Origin of the sequence: Nicoletella semolina (genome assembly GCF_004345745.1) — a bacterium.
GTDB lineage: Bacteria > Pseudomonadota > Gammaproteobacteria > Enterobacterales > Pasteurellaceae > Nicoletella > Nicoletella semolina.
This window is the reverse complement of sequence record NZ_SLXJ01000005.1, coordinates 62,707-81,961: the sequence shown is the minus strand read 5'-3', so window position 1 is coordinate 81,961 and position 19,255 is coordinate 62,707. Positions and strand designations below refer to the sequence as shown.

The window sequence follows — 19,255 nt, the reverse complement described above, 5'->3', positions numbered from 1 at the left end:
CCGATTAATGCTTACTCAAATAAAGCAGAATGCAGGTCTTGAGCAATGCTATCTACATCGCCATTTTGTACTAACGTACAAACGTTATTCGTGCTTGCTCCGTAGCTAATTAAACGCACGTTATAAGGCGAAAGTGTGGCAAATAATTGCTTCGCTACGCCCGCTTGAGTATGTAAATTATTGCCAATAATCGCAACCAGTGCTAAATCTGTTTCGACTTTAACGTGGCAGAGCTGACGTAGTTCATCAAGTAACTCGCTTGATAACATATCTGCTCCTGATGAAGCTGAACCTGTCTTATCCAACGTCAATGCAATGCTCACTTCCGAAGTGGTAATTACATCAACGGAAATTTTGTATTTTGCCAAAATCGTAAAGACATTCGCTAAAAAGCCTTGTGCGTGTAACATACTAAGGCTTGATAACGTCAGCAATACTTGATTGCGACGCAATGCCAAAGCTCTAAATGTTGGACGAGGCTGTGGATCTCTTGTTACCCACGTCCCCCCCTGCTCTGGTGCTTTACTTGATCCCACAAAGACAGGAATATTGCTTCGTACTGCAGGCAGTAGTGTTGCTGGGTGAAGCACTTTTGCCCCAAATGTTGCCATTTCTGCTGCTTCATTAAAACTCATTGTATCAATCCGTTTTGCCGTTGCTACAACTCGTGGATCAGTGGTATAAATGCCTGCAACATCAGTCCAGATAAGCACATCATTTGCCGCCAACACTTCAGCCAATAATGCCGCTGAATAATCGCTTCCGCCACGACCAAGCGTCGTAGTTTTACCTTCCTCATCACGCCCTATAAAACCTTGAGTAATCACAATTTTACCTGTATTGATTAATGGTTTTAGCAATTGATCTGCTTGCTGTTGTGTTTTTTCATCATTCGGAGCCGCTTTCCCAAATTGGCTGTTCGTTGCAACTACATCACGCACATCAACCCATACAGCAGGAAAATTACGCTCATTAAGCAACTGAGTGAAAATCTTGGTAGACATCATTTCACCGTGGCAAATTAACTCATCTGTTAATGCAGCTGATGTGGCAAGACTAGCCGAATTAGCTAATACGCTAATGTTTTGCAACAACTGCTCAATTTCTTCTGAAACGGCTTGAGGCTGTTGCAATTGCTCAATGATGCTATATTGAATGGTACGCACCGCACTCAAAATTTCCTCACGGCGGCTCTCTGTACAACCATTGGCTAATTCAACCAAATAATTGGTAACACCAGCAGAAGCAGAAAGTACTACAACTCGAGTATTTGGGTCAGCCATAACGATGTTAGCACTCGCTGTCATCGCATCAAAATTAGCAACACTTGTTCCACCAAATTTGGCAACAGAAAGATGGGACATATAAAAAATTCCTATAAAGTAAAATAATGATCAAAAAGAATTTTAGCTCGGAAATTGAGTTGCACTATGTTGTACAAGGACAAATGTATGAGACAAATGCCAGAGACAAATTTAAGAGCACTCCATCTAAAATGAAGAACAGCTTCTATCCATTCTTATTCTAAACGACAGCTAATAGGATTCAACCTGCTCAGCCGATGTTCATTCCTATCTAGTGAATTCACACCTCGGCAATCACTCCCATCACTTATCCTCAAACGGTCTAGCTCCCTAAGATAAGATACCTGAATGTTGCACCTCTCCCGCTATGGTTGGTTATCCTTGCTATATTTTCATAACCTTATTTGGATATAACCTACCATAACTTTTCTTCACGCTTTATTCTGCTATACCTGATGCTGTATCGCCAAGAGCTATGCCTTGCTAAAGAGCCATGTCCTGCTAAATAGGATTAAGACAATCTGAAAAAACATGAAAAACGGCGGTATAAATACCCCCTTATGCCTGACCTGTCAAATAAAATAGTCGCATTTTCTGTAAAAATTGGCATAAACGGCGGAAATTTACACGGTTGCAGATTTTTTGCTTTTAGCCATCGCTTACACTAGAATGTTCAGCCTATTTATTTTTGAGAAACTACGATGACAAGATTGATGCAAGCGGTCAGAAAACGCCTATTTTTTGCAATAATTGCACCATTTTCCGTCCACATTTTTACCGCTAATGTGTTTGCCACACCGTGGGAAAAAATTAAAACGCCTATTTCAGGCAAAACACAATCTATTGGCGGTTATAGCAATGGCTGCATTATTGGTGCTGAAGCCCTAACACTCAAAGGTGAAGGCTATCAAGTCATTCGCTCTATCAAAAATCGTTATTACGGACACCCAGAACTATTAGATTATTTGAAACAACTCGGCAAAAAGGCAAAATCTGCGAATATTCCTCCCATTTTAATTGGCGATATGGGTATGCCCGCTGGTGGGCGATTTTCATCTGGGCACGCTAGCCACCAAACAGGGCTTGATGCAGATATTTGGCTGCGTTTTGGTCCTATGGACGATAAAACTGCACACAATCCCGCTGGCTTAGCAACCATTATGGTCAATCGAGCGACAAATGTTGTTGATGAAACTCGCTGGACAGCAAATCATACAACATTGCTGAAGCTTGCTGCTAGCGATCATCGAGTCGATCGAATTTTTGTTAATCCTGCTATCAAAGTAAAATTATGCCAATCCGCAGGTAGCGATCGCCATTGGCTTCGCAAAATTCGTCCGTGGTACGGACACGATTCACATTTTCACGTTCGCTTAGGTTGTCCAGTAGGGGCATTAAATTGCGAAAATCAATCTCCAGCCCCGCAAGGTGATGGTTGTGGCGAGGAGCTTAGTGCGTGGTTCAAGCCATCGAAACCTTCAGCAAGCAAACCTAAGGCTTTGCCACAACCGCCGCAACTATGTCAAATGCTGTTATCCTCTCAAGGATTAAATTGATAGTTGTGCCATTCACTTATGATGACAAACCAAACTCTTTCTATAGATTGAATTTATGCGTTTATTTATTGCGGAAAAACCCTCTTTAGGCAAAGCAATTGCTGATGTACTACCAAAGCCACACAAGCGAGGCGATGGTTTTATTGAATGTGGTGAAGGCAATGTGGTTACTTGGTGTATTGGGCATTTATTAGAGCAAGCAGAGCCTGACGCTTATGATCAGCGTTTTAAAATGTGGAGAATGGAGCATTTACCCATTCTGCCTTCTCAATGGAAACTAATTCCGAAGAAAAATACCGCTAAACAGCTCAATGTAGTCAAACGACTAGTCGCACAAGCCGATATTTTAGTTAATGCTGGCGACCCAGATAGAGAGGGACAGTTACTGGTTGATGAAGTTTTTAGCTATCTGAATGTACCTGAACAGAAAAAAGCCAAAATTCAACGCTGTCTCATCAGTGATCTCAATCCAAATGCCGTCAAAAAATCACTCGAAAAATTGCAAAATAACCGTGATTTTATACCGCTTGCTACTTCTGCTCTAGCCAGATCCCGTGCAGATTGGCTCTATGGCATTAATATGACACGAGCTTACACATTGCAAGGAAAATGGGCAGGCTATCGAGGTGTTTTATCCGTTGGGAGAGTGCAAACGCCTGTATTAGGCTTAATTGTACGCCGTGATATTGAGATTGAACATTTCCAACCTAAAGATTATTTTGAAGTCGAAGCAAATATTTATGTCTCAGAAACGACTGATCGTTTTAAAGCAAAATGGCAGCCAAGTAAAGCGTGTGAAGATTACCAAGATGAAGAAGGGCGAGTATTATCAAAGGCGTTAGCGGAAAATGTAATCAAAAGAATTTGCCATCAGCCTGCAAAAGTCAGTCGTTATCAAGATAAAATAGAGACAGAAATTGCACCACTTCCCTATTCACTTTCCGTGCTACAAATTGATGCAGCTCGCTGTTTTAATTTATCCGCTCAAGAAGTGCTAGACATTTGCCAACGGTTATACGAAAACCATAAACTCATCACTTACCCACGTTCGGATAACCGTTATTTACCGAAAGAACATTTTTCTGAACGCTTTAAAGTTGCAGCGGCAATCGCTCACCATCTCACAGAATATACTCAACAACCAGAAGCTGTTGATCTTGATCGCAAAAATCGATGCTGGGACGATAAAAAAGTTGAAGCCCACCACGCAATCATTCCAACATCTCGACAAGGGCAAGTTCAGCTCACACCAAATGAAAGAAAGATTTATCACTTAATTGCTCGCCAATATTTATTTCAATTTTGTCCTGATGCCGAATATCGAAAAAGCAGGATCGAACTCAACATTGCAGGCGGTCTGTTTATCGCACAAGCCAGAAACCTAATAACTGCAGGCTGGAAAACACTACTAGGTAAGGAAGATAGTGATGAGGTCAGCGAGCCGCCCTTGCCTGTTTTGGAAAAAGATCAAATACTACTCTGTGAGAGTGGTGAGCTACTTAATAAGAAAACTCAACCGCCTCGCCATTTCACTGATGCGACTTTGCTGTCAGCGATGACAGGCATCGCTCGCTTTGTACAAGATAAACAACTCAAAAAAGTATTACGAGAAACTGACGGTTTAGGCACTGAAGCCACTCGAGCAGGCATCATTGAACTACTCTTTAAACGAGGATTTCTGACTAAAAAAGGACGTAATATTCACAGCACAGAAGCAGGCAGAACCCTGATTTTTGCTTTGCCTGAAAGTGCAACATTGCCTGATATGACTGCACACTGGGAAATGCAATTAACGAATATCAGCAAAAAATTGGCAAGCTACTCGCAATTTATGACAGATCTAACCCAACAACTCCCAATATTGCTGCGTTCGCCTAATCACACCATTTTGCAAAATTTAGCAAGAATCACACCGCTTGTTGCTAATAAAAAATATAAAGGAAAGTCTACCACCTCAAAAAAACTAAAAACTGATGAAAAATAAATCGAATGAGTATAAAAATACAAAATTATCTTGCGACAAAAATTAGAAATCTATATCATTTCACCCATCGAAAAAATTCCACGCATTTGTGGAATTTTATTTTGAAAAAATAAAAAGAGAAAACGATGTTAATTAATGTAATAACGATTATCTATCTTGTTGTTGCAGTCATTCTTATCGGATTTGTTCTAATCCAACAAGGTAAGGGAGCTGATGCAGGTGCGTCGTTTGGTGCAGGTGCGGCAGGAACAGTTTTCGGCTCTGCTGGTTCAGCAAATTTTTTATCTAGAACGACAGCAATTTTAGCCCTAATATTTTTTGTAACAAGTTTGGTTATTGGTAACTTAAATTCAGATATTAAAGCTCCAACAAGCCAATTTGAAGATTTAAGTAATGTAGAGCAAAAGCAGGCTCTTCCAGTAAAAACGGAAAATAGCGATATTCCGCAATAATTTATTAATTTACGCTCTGGTGGTGGAATTGGTAGACACGCTATCTTGAGGGGGTAGTGTCCATGGGATGTGCGAGTTCGAGTCTCGCCCAGAGCACCAAATGTCTAAACGTAGCTTAACGTAATCAAACTAAAAACACTTAAAAAGCCTGTAAAATCAACGTTTGCATGCTTCTTTTCTTACGCACGAACCAAGTATAATTTCACAAAATCTCACTCTCTTTTCGGACACCTGAATCACCAAAATTCAACCTCTGTGTCTTTTGTCTAGAGGGATAAACAAAGAACAGCACTTAATTTACAGTGTACAAGAACAAAGCATTTTGATAGTCTCTTGTCGCTACCACTATGAGCAATAATTCGAATACTTGGAAAAAGTCAACCTGAGAAACTTCCTATGCAGAAACCCATTGCAATTTACCAAGATAAAGGCACAAGCGAAGTTGGCATACAATCCCTACTCACTGCTATCCCAACAAAACTTAACTGCTTAGCACATACCCTCTCAGCTTCAGATATTATACAAAATGGTCTATCCCAATATGCTGCACTGATCATCGCAGGCGGTGCAGATTTACCTTACTGTGAGAAATTAAACGGCAAAGGCAATCAGATTATCCGCCAATTTGTTGCTAATGGTGGTATTTATATCGGTATTTGTGCAGGTGCTTATTACGGTTGTCAAGAAATTGATTTTATTGGCAAAGGATATCGCATCGCTGGAAAACGAGAGCTAGCATTTTTTGATGGAATCGCTAAAGGTAGTCTCCCACATTTTACACAAGATAATTACTACGATGAGACCCTAAATAGTAAAGCAATTATACCGATACATTTTGCAAAAAATCTCCCCTTTCAGACCACTATGTTCAATAATATTCATCATCTTTACTACCACGGCGGCTGCCGTTTTGAGTTATCACCACAAACGGTCAATTCCACACAAATTCTTGCAAACTATCCTGATAATACACCTGCCATTATTTCAGGCAACTTTGGCAGCGGCAAATATCTACTTTCGGGTGTGCATTTCGAACTACAACGCCAGCCCTATGAAAAAATAGTATTAAATCACTGCTCAATTGAAGACTATGAACAAGAAAAGCAACTTGTTCAATGGTTTACAGAAGATTATGGTCAAGAAGTTTGGTGGATTTTAAATTCATTGATATAGCATATATTCTTAACTGGCTAGCAAAACAAAAAAGAAAAACTAGGGTAATAGCTGTCCATTATCAATATGATAACATTTATCAAAATTTGCCAATCCCTGTAAACGATGCGTGATCATTATTAAAGTTTTACGCTCACAAGCCTTGAGTATTAGAGATAATATTTGGCGTTCTGTCTCTCGATCTAGTCCTTCTGTTGGTTCATCAAGCAATATAATTTCCGCATTGCTCAATAGCAACCTCGCCAACCCTAAACGTCGCTGTTCTCCGCCTGAAAGTGGTCGTCCGCCCTCACCTAGCCATAATGCTAAACCTTCTGTCTCAAGCAAATATCCTAGTCCAACCTGCTCTAATACATTTTGCAATTCGCTATCTGAAGCCTGAGGATTACCCATTAGCAAATTATCTCGCAAGGAACTGCTAAAAATATGCACTCGCTGACTTAGGGTAACTAATTTCTGGCGTAAAAGCGTTTCGCTATATTCTTCAATATTGCAAAAATTTAACCAAATTGAACCGCTTGTTGGAGCATAATTACGATTTAAGAGCTGGAAAATAGTCGATTTACCGCTACCTGTTTTCCCAAGAATAGCCACCTTTTCACCTTGATGAATAATTAAACTAAGGTTTTTCAATACACTCTCAGTACGCATTGGGTAAGCAAAATCAACTTGATTGAATTGTAGAATAGGTGTTCCTTGAGCAGATGACTGCCAATCTTCTTTTTGTCCAAATAATACGCTAGGCTGCTGATTTGTCAGTTCATTAAGCCTTTCTGCTGCCGTTATTATCTGTCCTAAATGCAGAAATGCGATCCCAATTGGTGTTAGGATTTCCATTGAGGCCAGCACACAAAAAACCACTAAGGCAATCAAGGCTTCTGGCTTCTCAGCATAAGGTGCATGAATAGCCGTTGCACTCAACCAAATCACAGCTACCACCAATACACCATTTACCATCAATAACAGTGCATTGGATACCCCCCCTAATTGACTTTCTCTGCTTTGTGCTGCCAACCATTGCTGTTCTGTAAGGGATAACTTTTCTCTTGTCGATTGCTGCACGCCAAACAAGGCAAATTCAGCATTTAACTGAATCCATTCAATGAATTGACTACGGTATTTTGCTCGATATTGCACAATGTGCTTACCTAATTTTTGCCCAAGTCGATAAAAAATTGTCGGCAATAAAAAAAGTAAAATCGTGAGTGTTCCACACACGACCCAAGCAATTTCACTAGAAATAAAAGATAAGCCAATCGCCATAAATGCGATGACTATCAAGGCACTGATAAAAGGCGAAAGTAAATTTAAATATAATGTATCTAAAGTATCGACATCTGCAACAAGACGGTTGAGTAGCTCACTGTTACGGTAACGCTGCAACTTAGCTGGAGAGAGTGGAATTAATTTTCGGAAAATAGCAACCCGAAGATTTGCCAATACTCGAAAAGTTGCATCGTGTGTAACTAGGCGTTCAAAATAGCGTGAAATCGTCCGCCCAATCGCAAGCCCCCTAACTCCTGAAGAAGGATAGAAAAAATTGAACAATAGACTTGATCCAATTAGAGCAGAAGCGGCTAAAAACCAACCAGATAAACTCAATAGCCCTATGCTTGCTGCAAGACTTGTAATGGCAAGAATAGTGCCTAAACATAATCGTCCTAAATGGGTAGTATAGAGTTTTAAAAATGGTAAAAGAGAGTACATAACTATCCAACTCGTAATTTATAAATTTTTGTAAAATTTTTTGTTAAAACAACCGCTTATTAAGCAGAAACCACTGTATCTACGGTTAATAAATCAGCAAATACACCTTGTTTCTCTAGCTGAGAAAACATACCTTGTTGTACGATTTTCCCTTGCATCATTACCCAAATTTCATCACATTTTTTCAAATCTTCAATGCGATGCGTAATCATCAATGTTGTTTGCTGGCGATTATTTAAAGATTGCAACGCTTCTAATACCGCTTGTTCAGATTGAAGATCCAAACTGGCTGTTGGCTCATCAAGTAACAGTAATTCATAAGGACGCAACAACGCTCTTGCAATCGCAATACGTTGTGCCTGTCCACCTGAAATGCCACTGTTACCTTCCTGAATTTCACTATCTAACCCCAAACGATATACAAATTCATCGGCTTTGGAATGTTTTAAAACATTATCTAATGCTTCTTGTGAAACTCTATTATGTACACCAAGTAGAATATTTTCACGCAGCGAGCCTTGCGTTAATTGTGGATTTTGCCCAACCCAAGCCAGTTTTTCTCGCCACTGTATCATTGATAATTCTCGTAATTCCACTCCATTTACTTTTACACTACCTTGATAAGGCAAAAACCCCAGTAACATATTCATTAATGAACTTTTGCCTGCCCCACTCTGTCCGACTAACGCAATTTGTTGTCCTGCGTGTAAACGAAAATAAAGCGGCTGTGTTAACGGCTTTCCTTGAGGTGAAAGGATAATGCAATCTAAAGCCTCAATAAGCAGTGGCTCATTTGGCAATGTCGCTTGTCCTTCATTTTGCGTTAACACTTGTTGAGCCAAAAACTGCTCCAAACTATCCGCTGCTCCTATTGCTGCAGCTTTATCGTGATAATAAACGCCCAGTTCACGCAATGGCTGGTAAAATTCTGGTGCAAGCATTAAACAAAAAAAACCAATAAAGAGCGTTACGCCTGTATCTAAATGATTAGAATCTACAGAATAGTAGCCAAAATCTAGTTCACCCAAATAAATAAAACCAAAATAAACAGCCATAACCGCAATCGAAATAGCAGTAAAAAACTCTAATACGGCAGAAGATAAAAATGCCATTTTTAGCACGTCCATCGTGCTATTTCTAAAATCTTCGGTGCGTTGATAAATTTGTTCAGTCTGCTTTTCTGCTTGACCAAATAAACGTATGGTTTCAAGCCCTTTTAATCGATCTAAAAATTGCCCACTTAATCGAGCAAGTACGCCAATATTTCGTTGATTTGCTTCCGCCGCCTTTATTCCAGCTAATGCCATAAAAATGGGTAAAAGCGGTAAAGTTGCAAATAAAATCAAACCAGCCGCCCAATTCAGTGGAAAAATAAAACAGAGAATAACAAGCGGTACAATTAACGATAAAAATTGCTGCGGCAAATAACGAGCATAAAAGTTGTGGATATTTTCTACTTGCTCCAACATTAATGTGGCCCAACTTCCTGCAGGACGTTGCTGAATTGTCATTGGTCCCACTTCAGATAGCTTATCTAACACCGCCTGACGCAAATAAAAACGCAATTGCTGCCCTGCTTTAAAGCCAACACGCTCCCTTAAACAGACTAGTATTGATCTGCCTATGAAACAACCGACTAAAAAGCATAACTCACTTATAAACATTGTTGGTAGCTGCTTGAGCATAATCATTTTATGCAGCATTTGAGCCAGTAGCCACATCTGTCCGATAAGAAATAATGCACTCATAAAACCACACAACACATTTAAATAGAGCCATTTCTTGATTGGTTTTTGCTGCTGGCGTAACCATTTTTGTAAATGCTTTTGACGTTGTTTATCCATTATGCCAATCCGTTTATTAATCAAATTCAAAACGATAAATCAAATCGACTGCCTGATTAATGCTAGAAATCCATTGTAAATAGAGACTCGGTGCGAGGCGATAGCGTAATGTCAGTTCAGTGAGTGGTGCAAATAAACCCACTCCATACTCAACTTTAAACCGAGGAGTAAGACTACCACTGACTACCACTTTTGTATTATCACCAATACCTGCAGTCGTCACATTGAGATCATTAATCCCAAATACACTACCTACGCCACCAACCAACTGACTGCCTTTTGAAAGACTTAAACCAATTAAAGCAGCAGCAATCGAATTTTGTGAATTTGTATCTCCACCATCAAGAGATCGCCCCGTTAAGATATAAGAGAGAGCTTGATCTTGCGACATTGACGGATTAGAGAAAATTTTCACATCGGGGGAGTCTGCAATACCCGTAATTTTCAGGCCCGCTGTGATATTCGAATCTTCCATCGCATCTGGGTTTCTTATTGCCTCTATATCTAAAGTCGGCTGAGAAGGCAAGCCTGTAAATGAAATTAGACCTTTGTTAATAATTAAATCTTGACCAAATGAAGCAAAAGTACCATTTAACAAATTCACCTGTCCATAAAGCCCAAGTCCTCGATTTCCTTGATGTACTTTTAATACCCCTTGTAGATTGGTATTTAATCCATAGGCTTTCAATTTTACATCATTACCAATATTGATTGAGACATCAGCGTTAATCCCCATACCATTCGAACTATGTTTAGAGTTGACAAGGCTTTTGGCTAAATTCAACACTTTAGGTTTGGCTGTTCTATCTAAAATCACCTCATCAGCACTCACTGCCACCGCACTTTCAGGTAGCGATTCAATCGCAATTCTCGCTTTTGGAATATCAACATTACCTGAAATTTCAAGAAGGTTTGGAGTTGCTTTTACTTCAACATTTGGTGAAATATCGGCCTCAACCATATTCGGTATATTTATGCGGAAACCATCGCCTTTAGCACGAATGCGAGTATGCCAATTATCTAATTTCTTCCAATTTGCATCTCCCTCAAGCAAAATCTGCCCACTTTCACTTTGAATTCCCCCCTGTAATTGAGAAGTTGCACCATTAAAGTGTAATCCAAGATGACCATCTGACACATTAAATGGCATAGGAAAAATTTTTACTTTTAATCCTGTCAAATCTAAATCACCATAAAGCAATGGTTGAGTTAAAATACCACCTAGCTTCAACACCGCATTTAACTCTCCATCAAGATGATCGCCATTATTTAACAATGGTGAAAGCATTTTTAAATTTAATTGCTCCAGCCCTAAATGACCTGATAAGACTTTTTGATTGATAATATCATTAATTTCCAAATCAGAATGAATTCGCCCATTGTCCTTAAAACGAATATTTGTTGCCAATCTCAAATTATCATTAGCTAAATTTGCCTGAATTTTCACTGGAAAAAGGTGAATAGGAAAATTTCGTCCTTCTACTTTTTGACTAAACTTGATCTCTGGTGATTCAAATAATACATTCGCAGTTGGCTTTTTATCCTCAAACCATTGAATATCGCCATTGATATTCATCTTTCCAGCAAGCTGGCTATTTTTATCTAATAACGATTTAAAGAGAGCAAGATTAAACTGTTTCACCTCAAACGGAATATCTCCTTGTTTTCCTAGTTGTAATGTTTTTGGAAAACAGAGATTTAATTGTGGATTGAGCCAGCAATGGTGTGCTATCTTTGCTTGAGTTTGAAGATGATCATAATCTATTTGAATTGTGTGATTGTTCTTCCAAATACCCAATACTGATTTTATATTCGCATTGCTTAACTGCCCTTGCCATTTTTGTGTATTACGATCAAAGTGTCCTGCTAACTGCAAATCCATTGCAACAGGATCACCTGCTGATTTTATTGAAAGTTGGTGTGATTGATCGTTACCTGTTACCGCAAGTTGTATATTTTGCCAATTCATCTCTCCAAGTGATAGTTGTCCCAATAAAACATCAAGATTACCCTGAATCTGTTCTTGCGTTGTTATCTCTCCTTTTGTCGTTAAATCACGCAGTTTTACCTGTTGATAAGTGATATTTTTAGCCATCAGATCCAGATTAATATTCGGCTCAGTGATATTTCCCTTAACTTGAATATTTCCCTTTGCCGTTACTGTCAAATCAGGATATAACCCTGCCAATTGTGGTGCATCAATCTTCATTGCAAGGTTAGATTCTTTTCCTAATGTGCCATTTAATTGGATACGGTTATCGCCAAAAGTTAATACCAACTGAGGAACATTGAGTAGCCTATCTTTTACTGTATTTCCTGCATTAAAATGTCCGTTTAAATTGAGTTTACGCCCTTCAATATTACCATCTACATTCAATGTTGAAACACCAATGATCCAAGTCGTATGTTCCTTCCCATCTTGAGTATTCTCTTGTTTAATATGACCTTTTGAAACAAGCTCACCAGAGAATTGAGCAGCCCAATTTGGTAACAAATTTTTGGTATGGATATTGTCCAACGTTAAATTATTTTGCCATGTTATGCCATTAGACCAATCTATTTTGCCCTGTAACGAGGCTTTTCCTTCTAAAGTCGCTAAATTTAGATGTTTTAGCTCAAACTGCGTTAATTGCCCCTCTCCCTGCAACTCCACGTTATTGCTTAACTCAACTTTGTTTTGCGATTTACCTTGCAAAATAGGTCTACCAACCATATCTGCCTCTGCGACCACACGATAGTTCAATAAATCGCCTGATAGTTCCACCGCAGCATTCTTGATTTCAAATACGTTGTCGTCTTTTTTAGGCTCTACAGAGTAGCGAGCGTGATCAAGTTTTAATTGAAGATCAAATGGTGTTTTAGGCTTTGCAAGCTGAATGGTGCCATTAAGTTTTGCTTCAGCAATCCCTGTCAGCGTTGTATTTAACTTAGTCTGCTGAAATAATTCTCCCTCAAGATGCAAATTTATTTGTGTTTTAGGAAGTTGCCATTTGGGAATAGCCTCAGTATCAAGATGAATTTGCCAATCCAGCGGTGCGTTTCCAGCCAAATTTTGCACACCACTCCCTATCAATCGCCCTTTATCAGTTAAAAGTTCCAACTGAGTTAAGCGCACTTCTTCAGGTGTGATTTTGCCCTGTACACGAAAATCGGTTATCGCCAATAATTCTGACACCTCTGGTGATTTCGCTATCTCAGATAATGCCGTTGTCTCCAACACTACATTTGTCTTTGGCATTTGACGTTGCTTGATTGCGATATTACGAGCTTGCACATCGGACATATCAAGCGAAACTGGCATTCGAAGATCTTGCGATTTATTCAACAAAGGTTGTGAAAGACGAGTTTTTAACGTAGCCCAATCAATATTCTGCGAAGGCACTGCTGTCTGGCTTGCATTTTTTTCTTGAGAATAGACCGCTTCCTTAGCTATTGAATTTGATTGTGGAGCTGGTGCAGGAAGCACAAGGATTAATCCATCAAGTAAAGTGGGAGCAAGTTTTAGTGATTTGCCCTCTGCTTCAAGCCCTGTATGAAAATGGTTAAGCGAAACCTCTGTTTCATCTAAACGTAATTGAAGATTATTGACACTGATATTATTCAATGAAATGCCTAGTGGTAAATTAAACTCACCTTGTTTTTGATTTTTTTTAGGTGTAGGCGGAGGCAATTTTGAAGTTTCTACAATAATTTGGGTATCGTCAATTACAACATCTTCAATGCAAGCTTGTCCTTTCAATACACAAGCAAAATCAATGTGCAAATCCAGCTTTCCAATATGGCTTGTGATACCGTCCATTTGAAATTGCGTTTGCTCAAGGCTTAGCCCCTGTTGCAAACTGCCTTCAACACGACCGATATTAATAAAATCCAAGCGTTGATCTAGCCACATAATAGCACTACGTTGCCCTTTCCCTGTTGCTAAAAACGCTAAAAGCACCACCACAAAAACGAGAAGAATACATAACCCATACCATAACCAGCGTAAACGAGATTTAGGTTTAGTCGTTTTCGGAGGTTGTGAATGCTGAGATCGTAAATTTTGAGTTTCTGTATTTGATGTTTGAATATTTTCCATATTATCACTCTTCCCCTATTATAGCTCCGCACCTAAACCAATATAGAACTGTATACCTTTTTCTTTATTCGGTGACTTTACTGGTATAGCGAGATCAAATTTAATCGCCCCAATAGGAGAGGCCCAACGAACACCAATGCCAGAACCTGAACGTAATTGATTAAAATCGAAATGATTTGCAGCAAAGCCTACATCATAAAAGACCGCAGCCCACCAGTCTGGATAGACTTGATATTGATATTCGGCTGTACTTGTCATTAAGTACGCCCCACCGATTAGCTTACCGTTTTTATTACGAGGAGAAATTTTCTTGTAACCAAACCCTCTCACACTCATATCTCCACCAGCAAAATAACGTAGCGTAGGTGGAATACGAGAAAATTCACTGGCTTTTAAAGCCCCTAACTCTGCACGCAAATAAAAACGATGTTTATCCCAAAATGTTCTAACCCAAGCACTCGACAGTTTTACACTATAGAAATTCACATTAGAACCAACCACTTTGTGTCCCCAGTTTACAGTGAGCTTTTGAGAGTCGCCCCAAAGTGGAAAACGGTTGCCATCACTGCGAATACGAGTGAGTGAAGCTGTTGGATAAACTAATAGCGTTCTGCGTTTTTCTTCACCTTGCTCAAACGCATCATAGCGAGTTCTCACACCCAGCGAAAATACCCAACCTGTTTCGTGATTCCAAAAACGCTGAAAACCTAATTTTGCTGAAATTGAGCGAATATCACTTTGATCTTCACGCTCCATTCCACCAAGAATTTGATAATAATAGTGCAATGGATTACTTTTTATCGGAATATTGTATCCCACTTCAATATTCTGCTCAGGCTTAGAAAAATAGTTATTCATCTCAAGGCTATGACCGTATTCATTGATCCAAGGTTTCTTCCATTTAAACTGCAAGCGAGGGCCAATATCGGTCGCATACCCCAACCCAATGGTCATCTCATTTCTTTTTTTAGGACGAACCAATACATCAAGATCAACAACCTTATCGACCTCATTAATGTCAGGATCGACTAATACTGAAGTAAACCAGTTGGAGGACGAAAAATCACTCGATAATTTAGAAAGATCATTGATATGATAAAATTCACCTGATTTAATTCGCAAAATATTGGTTAAATATTCTTCATTAATTTGATTATCTTTAAATCTAATTAGTCCATAACGATAGCGAACGCCACTGTCGTAACCTAAACGCCAATCCGCCACATATTCCGTCGGGTAAACTTCTAAACGATTATACTGCCATTGCCCATCAAAATAGCCTTTTGACTGAGCTAATTTATCAATATTTGATTTGATATCATCGTAGGTTTCGTGATTTAACACAACCCCCTTTTCTGGCGTATTCTTTTGAATTAATTGCGTAAATTCCTCATCTTGTTTTGCCTCACCAATAACCTGAATATCTCGTTTGTCTAAACGCACAGGCTTATCTAATTGCACTGTTAGTTTAAGCAAGTCTTTTTGCGGACGAGGACGTGCTGTTAAATTAAATTGATATTGTGAATTATAATAACCCATTGCACGCAGCCCCTTATCGACCGCTTGCTGAACCAGATATTGATAACGATCTGAACCATCGGCAATATCATTGCTTAATTGTGAAAGGTGAATGCGTACGTTTCGATACAATGCTTTATCATCGATTCCTTCTACTTTTAGTAATACCGTTTGTTCTGCCCAAAGTTTGCTACTTAAACAAAATATCACAAAGGGCAATATTTTCTTTATATTCATAATACCTCTTAATTTTTTAGTCTTTCGGCACACCACGCAGCAGCGGTACATAATCAAATGGAGGTTTAGAGGTCAAGGCTGGCTCGATCTCAAATTGCATAATCAGCGGTTTAACCGCCTCTACTTTTTCCCCTCGCCAAAGATGACTCATACTCACTAGCTGAATATCAGTAGGCAAATTAGCCAGTCCCTTTTGTAATACTTCTATGCTATTTTTACGAGGGTGTCCAATCACTATTGCTGTTCCATATTTTCGAGCATATTCAATAGCACGTTGAAACTGACGTTCAACATCAACTAACTCATCACTGTCATCTAAAAATATATGTCGAACAAGAGCCTTCACACCTGCCTCTTTCGCTGTTGCAACAGCCACACTCTTCCCAGCAGTTTTACTGTCTAAGAAAAATAATTTTTGCTCCGCTAATATTGTCATCAAATGACGCATTAATGCTTTATCTGTCGTTGCAAGGCTCCCCATATGATTATTTAAGCCCACCGCATAAGGTACTTTTTGTTGTGCAAATGCCATCAATTTTCGTACTTCTGCTTCATTCATTCCAACTAATAATGCCTCTCGCTCTATTGGCTGTGCTTTATTTTTAGGCTGCATTGGCAAATGAATGATCACGTCTCGTTGTTGTCCAAAGGCTTGCTTGGCACGAGCAGTCGCCTGAGCAGTACTCGGAATAATCGCTACCGCGACTTCCTTTGGTAATTGGTAAATGGCTTCATCATTCTTCGCCCGATAACCAATATCATCAATGACAATCGCCAGTTTTCCAGCATAACTAACAGGCACGATTAGACAAACTATTTGCAAAAAAGTGGCAAAAAAGCACCGCTTGCTACTCATTTTATTTTTCTGCTCGCTGCTTTTAGCCCGCAATTGCCCTATTTTTTTCATTTTATTTTACCCAACGCAATGGATTAACCGCCACACCTTTACGGCGAATTTCAAAGTAGAGTGCAGAACGGTCTTGTCCTCCCGAATTCCCAACAGATGCTATCGCTTGTCCAGCTTCAATTCGCTGCCCCTTTTTCACCGAAAGCGACTGATTATAACCATACAAAGACATATCACCATTACCGTGATCAATCACAACAACCTGACCATACCCTTGCAGCCAGTCTGCCAACAATACTCTCCCAGCTGCAATAGCTCGCACCGTATCACCATTGCTTGCTCCAATAACTATCCCATTCCACTTAATTTCGCCCATTTGGGTTGTACCGAAACGATTAACGATCTGTCCAGAGACTGGCATCGCATATTTCCCTCTTCCTAAACCATTCCCAGCTTTAATTTGCTGCTTCTCCTGTTCGGTTGCCTGACGCTGTGCCTGTTTCTTGGTTTTCGCTTCTAGATCAACCAATGCCTGCTTTTCTTGTCTTTCAGCTTCATTCGTTGCTTGGGCAATTTGATTACGCAATGCTAATTCATTGTTTCTTAACTCACTCAAACGGCTTTCTGCCTGTTGCAAAGTTTTATCAATAGAACGAATTGTATTCTCTCGCTCTGATTTTACCTTTTTTAATGTTTTTTCTTGCTCTTTCCGTTCCTGCAGTTCTTTTTGCTGACCTTGTTGTTGTTTTTTTAGTTCATCTCTACGTTTTTTTAATTCTATTTGCGTTTGACGTAATTCTTGAATAGCAGTGATGCGAATTTCGTTGATATGAGCATAATAGACACTCATACGATCAGCATTTTTAGCTGAATCGGATAATAATCGCTCTATAATTGACGGCTGAATACCTGAACGATAAGCAGAATCTAGCTGTGCTTTGAGCTTCTCTTTTTGTGCTTTTTCCTGTTTTTCCAAGCGCACAATTTCCTGTTCAGTCAATTTAATGGATTGTTGAATTTCATTTAACGACAGCTCAGTTTTCTTTAAATCATCAAGTACTTTCCCCATCTCAATTTCTTGGTTCTTCAATGTCGATTGCAATCCATCACGTTTTCTTTTCTGTTCAGCAATTTTGCTTTGTTGCTGTTTTATTTTTTGTTGAATTTGTGAGAGATCATTGGCAGTAGCAGGAAGAATCCAATTAAAAACGATAATGAGCGGTAAAATAAATCCAAAAAATTGCAAAATATATGTATTAATGTGCTTTTTATCCTTATTCCTTCTCAAACCCGCTACCCCATTTCTTGACTTAATCTCATCTTCACCTTTCACTCTAGCTTGTTTTACCTATCTCAACCAAGTATGAGCATACATATAACTAATAACGGATTATTCTAATCTGTTATTAACGAAATAACCACGATTTTTGCCCTCTAATTTTTTGTCCTTATATTTTCTCGCTGGCAAAATTGCTTTACAATCTGCCACATTATCCGCAATGAATTAACACTATGATTGACTTACGTCCCTTTTACCAACAACTCGCCAGCTCGCCGATATCTAATTGGCTTGAAACACTTCCCTTACAACTGAAACAATGGGAAAACACGACCCACAGCGATTATGAAAGATGGTGTAAAATCATTGATTTCCTACCGCAATACCCTGCTCAAATTAATTTGGCTGACGCAGTCGAAGCAAAACTTGACACGCCACTGAGCGATGGCGAAATGCAACGTTTTCTACATCATCTAAAGCAACTAATGCCTTGGCGAAAAGGTCCTTATCATCTTTACGGTGTGCATATTGATTGCGAATGGCGTTCAGATTTTAAATGGAATCGCCTTCTTCCTTATCTTAGCCCACTGAAAGACCGCTTAATTCTTGATGTTGGCTGTGGCAGTGGCTACCATATGTGGCGAATGGTAGGGGAAGGAGCAAAAATGGTGGTAGGCATAGACCCCACAGAGCTATTTTTATGTCAGTTTGAAGCAGTTCGTAAACTACTCAATAATGATCGACGAGCAAACCTCATTCCATTAGGCATTGAACAAATGCAACCGCTGAATGCGTTTGATACTGTGTTCTCTATGGGGGTACTTTATCACAGAAAATCACCACTGGATCACCTATCACAATTAAAAAACCAGCTTAGAAAAGGCGGCGAGTTAGTGCTTGAAACGCTCATTATTGACGGTGATGTGAATGATGTATTAGTACCTGAAAAACGCTACGCTAAAATGAAAAATGTCTATTTTATCCCTTCCATTTTAGCCCTGATTAATTGGCTGAGAAAAGTGGGCTTTACCCATATTCGTTGTGTTGATCAATCAATAACCACATCAGAAGAACAACGAAAAACAGAATGGCTGGAGAATGAATCACTGGCTGATTTTCTCAATCCTCACGATTTAACTCAAACTATTGAAGGCTACCCCGCACCAAAACGAGCAGTGATTGTAGCCAATAAACCTTAATGCAAAATTTTTTTAAATTCTCTGAACTTTTTATTTAGTGGCTAGTCTGAATAGACGTTACGCTAGATAACAGTTTT

At 39.2% G+C, this 19,255-nt stretch carries 13 protein-coding genes, 1 tRNA gene and 1 riboswitch; of the genes, 7 read left to right on the top strand and 7 right to left on the bottom strand.

What is annotated here, in order from left to right:
• Positions 1 to 11: 11 nt before the first annotated feature.
• Entirely contained in the window at positions 12 to 1,364 is a 1,353-nt protein-coding gene (gene lysC, locus EV693_RS04545; RefSeq protein WP_132501198.1) for a lysine-sensitive aspartokinase 3, read from the bottom strand.
• A 107-nt stretch (positions 1,365 to 1,471) separates the two neighbouring features.
• Positions 1,472 to 1,674, bottom strand: a riboswitch (Lysine riboswitch).
• Between the two features lie 343 nt (positions 1,675 to 2,017).
• Between lysC and mepA the strand changes: the two genes are divergently transcribed.
• From mepA to EV693_RS04515, 6 genes are all read left to right on the top strand, one after another.
• A complete protein-coding gene (mepA, locus tag EV693_RS04540) occupies positions 2,018 to 2,860 on the top strand; it encodes a penicillin-insensitive murein endopeptidase (protein WP_132501249.1) in 843 nt (280 codons plus the stop codon).
• A gap of 55 nt (positions 2,861 to 2,915) precedes the next feature.
• The gene (locus tag EV693_RS04535) at positions 2,916 to 4,844 is read left to right on the top strand and encodes a DNA topoisomerase III (RefSeq protein ID WP_132501197.1); all 1,929 of its coding nucleotides are present in this window, start codon (positions 2,916 to 2,918) and stop codon (positions 4,842 to 4,844) included.
• 125 nt (positions 4,845 to 4,969) lie between these two features.
• The gene (secG, locus tag EV693_RS04530) at positions 4,970 to 5,296 is read left to right on the top strand and encodes a preprotein translocase subunit SecG (protein WP_132501196.1); all 327 of its coding nucleotides are present in this window, start codon (positions 4,970 to 4,972) and stop codon (positions 5,294 to 5,296) included.
• A gap of 13 nt (positions 5,297 to 5,309) precedes the next feature.
• Positions 5,310 to 5,395, top strand: a tRNA-Leu gene (locus EV693_RS04525).
• 163 nt (positions 5,396 to 5,558) lie between these two features.
• A complete protein-coding gene (locus tag EV693_RS09630) occupies positions 5,559 to 5,654 on the top strand; it encodes a type II toxin-antitoxin system YoeB family toxin (RefSeq protein WP_243694570.1) in 96 nt (31 codons plus the stop codon).
• Between the two features lie 38 nt (positions 5,655 to 5,692).
• Positions 5,693 to 6,469, top strand: coding sequence for a BPL-N domain-containing protein (locus EV693_RS04515; RefSeq protein WP_132501195.1), 777 nt, complete (start codon positions 5,693 to 5,695; stop codon positions 6,467 to 6,469).
• Positions 6,470 to 6,508: 39 nt separating this feature from the next.
• Here the strand turns inward: EV693_RS04515 and cydC are convergent, their stop codons facing one another.
• Genes cydC through envC form a run of 6 tightly spaced genes read right to left on the bottom strand, consistent with a single transcriptional unit; the run spans position 6,509 to position 17,928 of the window.
• Positions 6,509 to 8,176, bottom strand: coding sequence for a heme ABC transporter ATP-binding protein/permease CydC (cydC, locus tag EV693_RS04510; protein ID WP_132501194.1), 1,668 nt, complete (start codon positions 8,174 to 8,176; stop codon positions 6,509 to 6,511).
• A 59-nt stretch (positions 8,177 to 8,235) separates the two neighbouring features.
• A complete protein-coding gene (gene cydD, locus EV693_RS04505) occupies positions 8,236 to 10,020 on the bottom strand; it encodes a heme ABC transporter permease/ATP-binding protein CydD (RefSeq protein WP_132501193.1) in 1,785 nt (594 codons plus the stop codon).
• Positions 10,021 to 10,036: 16 nt separating this feature from the next.
• Positions 10,037 to 14,098 (bottom strand): autotransporter assembly complex protein TamB, encoded by a 4,062-nt coding sequence (gene tamB, locus EV693_RS04500; RefSeq protein WP_132501192.1) that lies wholly within the window; start codon positions 14,096 to 14,098, stop codon positions 10,037 to 10,039.
• Between the two features lie 18 nt (positions 14,099 to 14,116).
• Entirely contained in the window at positions 14,117 to 15,853 is a 1,737-nt protein-coding gene (tamA, locus tag EV693_RS04495) for an autotransporter assembly complex protein TamA (RefSeq protein ID WP_132501191.1), read from the bottom strand.
• Positions 15,854 to 15,869: 16 nt separating this feature from the next.
• Positions 15,870 to 16,760 carry a divergent polysaccharide deacetylase family protein gene (locus EV693_RS04490; protein ID WP_424991507.1) on the bottom strand — a complete coding sequence of 297 codons (891 nt, stop codon included), beginning with the start codon at positions 16,758 to 16,760 and terminating at the stop codon, positions 15,870 to 15,872.
• Between the two features lies 1 nt (position 16,761).
• Positions 16,762 to 17,928, bottom strand: a complete 1,167-nt coding sequence (gene envC / locus EV693_RS04485; protein ID WP_243694579.1) for a murein hydrolase activator EnvC — start codon at positions 17,926 to 17,928, stop codon at positions 16,762 to 16,764.
• Between the two features lie 284 nt (positions 17,929 to 18,212).
• On the opposite strand from envC, the gene cmoB reads away from it, so the two are divergent.
• Positions 18,213 to 19,178, top strand: coding sequence for a tRNA 5-methoxyuridine(34)/uridine 5-oxyacetic acid(34) synthase CmoB (gene cmoB, locus EV693_RS04480; protein ID WP_132501190.1), 966 nt, complete (start codon positions 18,213 to 18,215; stop codon positions 19,176 to 19,178).
• Positions 19,179 to 19,255 lie beyond the last annotated feature (77 nt).

What these genes read in the sequence shown, in the direction of transcription:
- lysC (WP_132501198.1), bottom strand. Translation starts at nt 1,364, where the DNA reads ATGTCCCATCTTTCTGTTGCCAAATTTGGTGGAACAAGTGTTGCTAAT.
- mepA (WP_132501249.1), top strand. Translation starts at nt 2,018, where the DNA reads ATGCAAGCGGTCAGAAAACGCCTATTTTTTGCAATAATTGCACCATTT.
- EV693_RS04535 (WP_132501197.1), top strand. Translation starts at nt 2,916, where the DNA reads ATGCGTTTATTTATTGCGGAAAAACCCTCTTTAGGCAAAGCAATTGCT.
- secG (WP_132501196.1), top strand. Translation starts at nt 4,970, where the DNA reads ATGTTAATTAATGTAATAACGATTATCTATCTTGTTGTTGCAGTCATT.
- EV693_RS04515 (WP_132501195.1), top strand. Translation starts at nt 5,693, where the DNA reads ATGCAGAAACCCATTGCAATTTACCAAGATAAAGGCACAAGCGAAGTT.
- cydC (WP_132501194.1), bottom strand. Translation starts at nt 8,176, where the DNA reads ATGTACTCTCTTTTACCATTTTTAAAACTCTATACTACCCATTTAGGA.
- cydD (WP_132501193.1), bottom strand. Translation starts at nt 10,020, where the DNA reads ATGGATAAACAACGTCAAAAGCATTTACAAAAATGGTTACGCCAGCAG.
- tamB (WP_132501192.1), bottom strand. Translation starts at nt 14,098, where the DNA reads ATGGAAAATATTCAAACATCAAATACAGAAACTCAAAATTTACGATCT.
- tamA (WP_132501191.1), bottom strand. Translation starts at nt 15,853, where the DNA reads ATGAATATAAAGAAAATATTGCCCTTTGTGATATTTTGTTTAAGTAGC.
- EV693_RS04490 (WP_424991507.1), bottom strand. Translation starts at nt 16,760, where the DNA reads ATGAAAAAAATAGGGCAATTGCGGGCTAAAAGCAGCGAGCAGAAAAAT.
- cmoB (WP_132501190.1), top strand. Translation starts at nt 18,213, where the DNA reads ATGATTGACTTACGTCCCTTTTACCAACAACTCGCCAGCTCGCCGATA.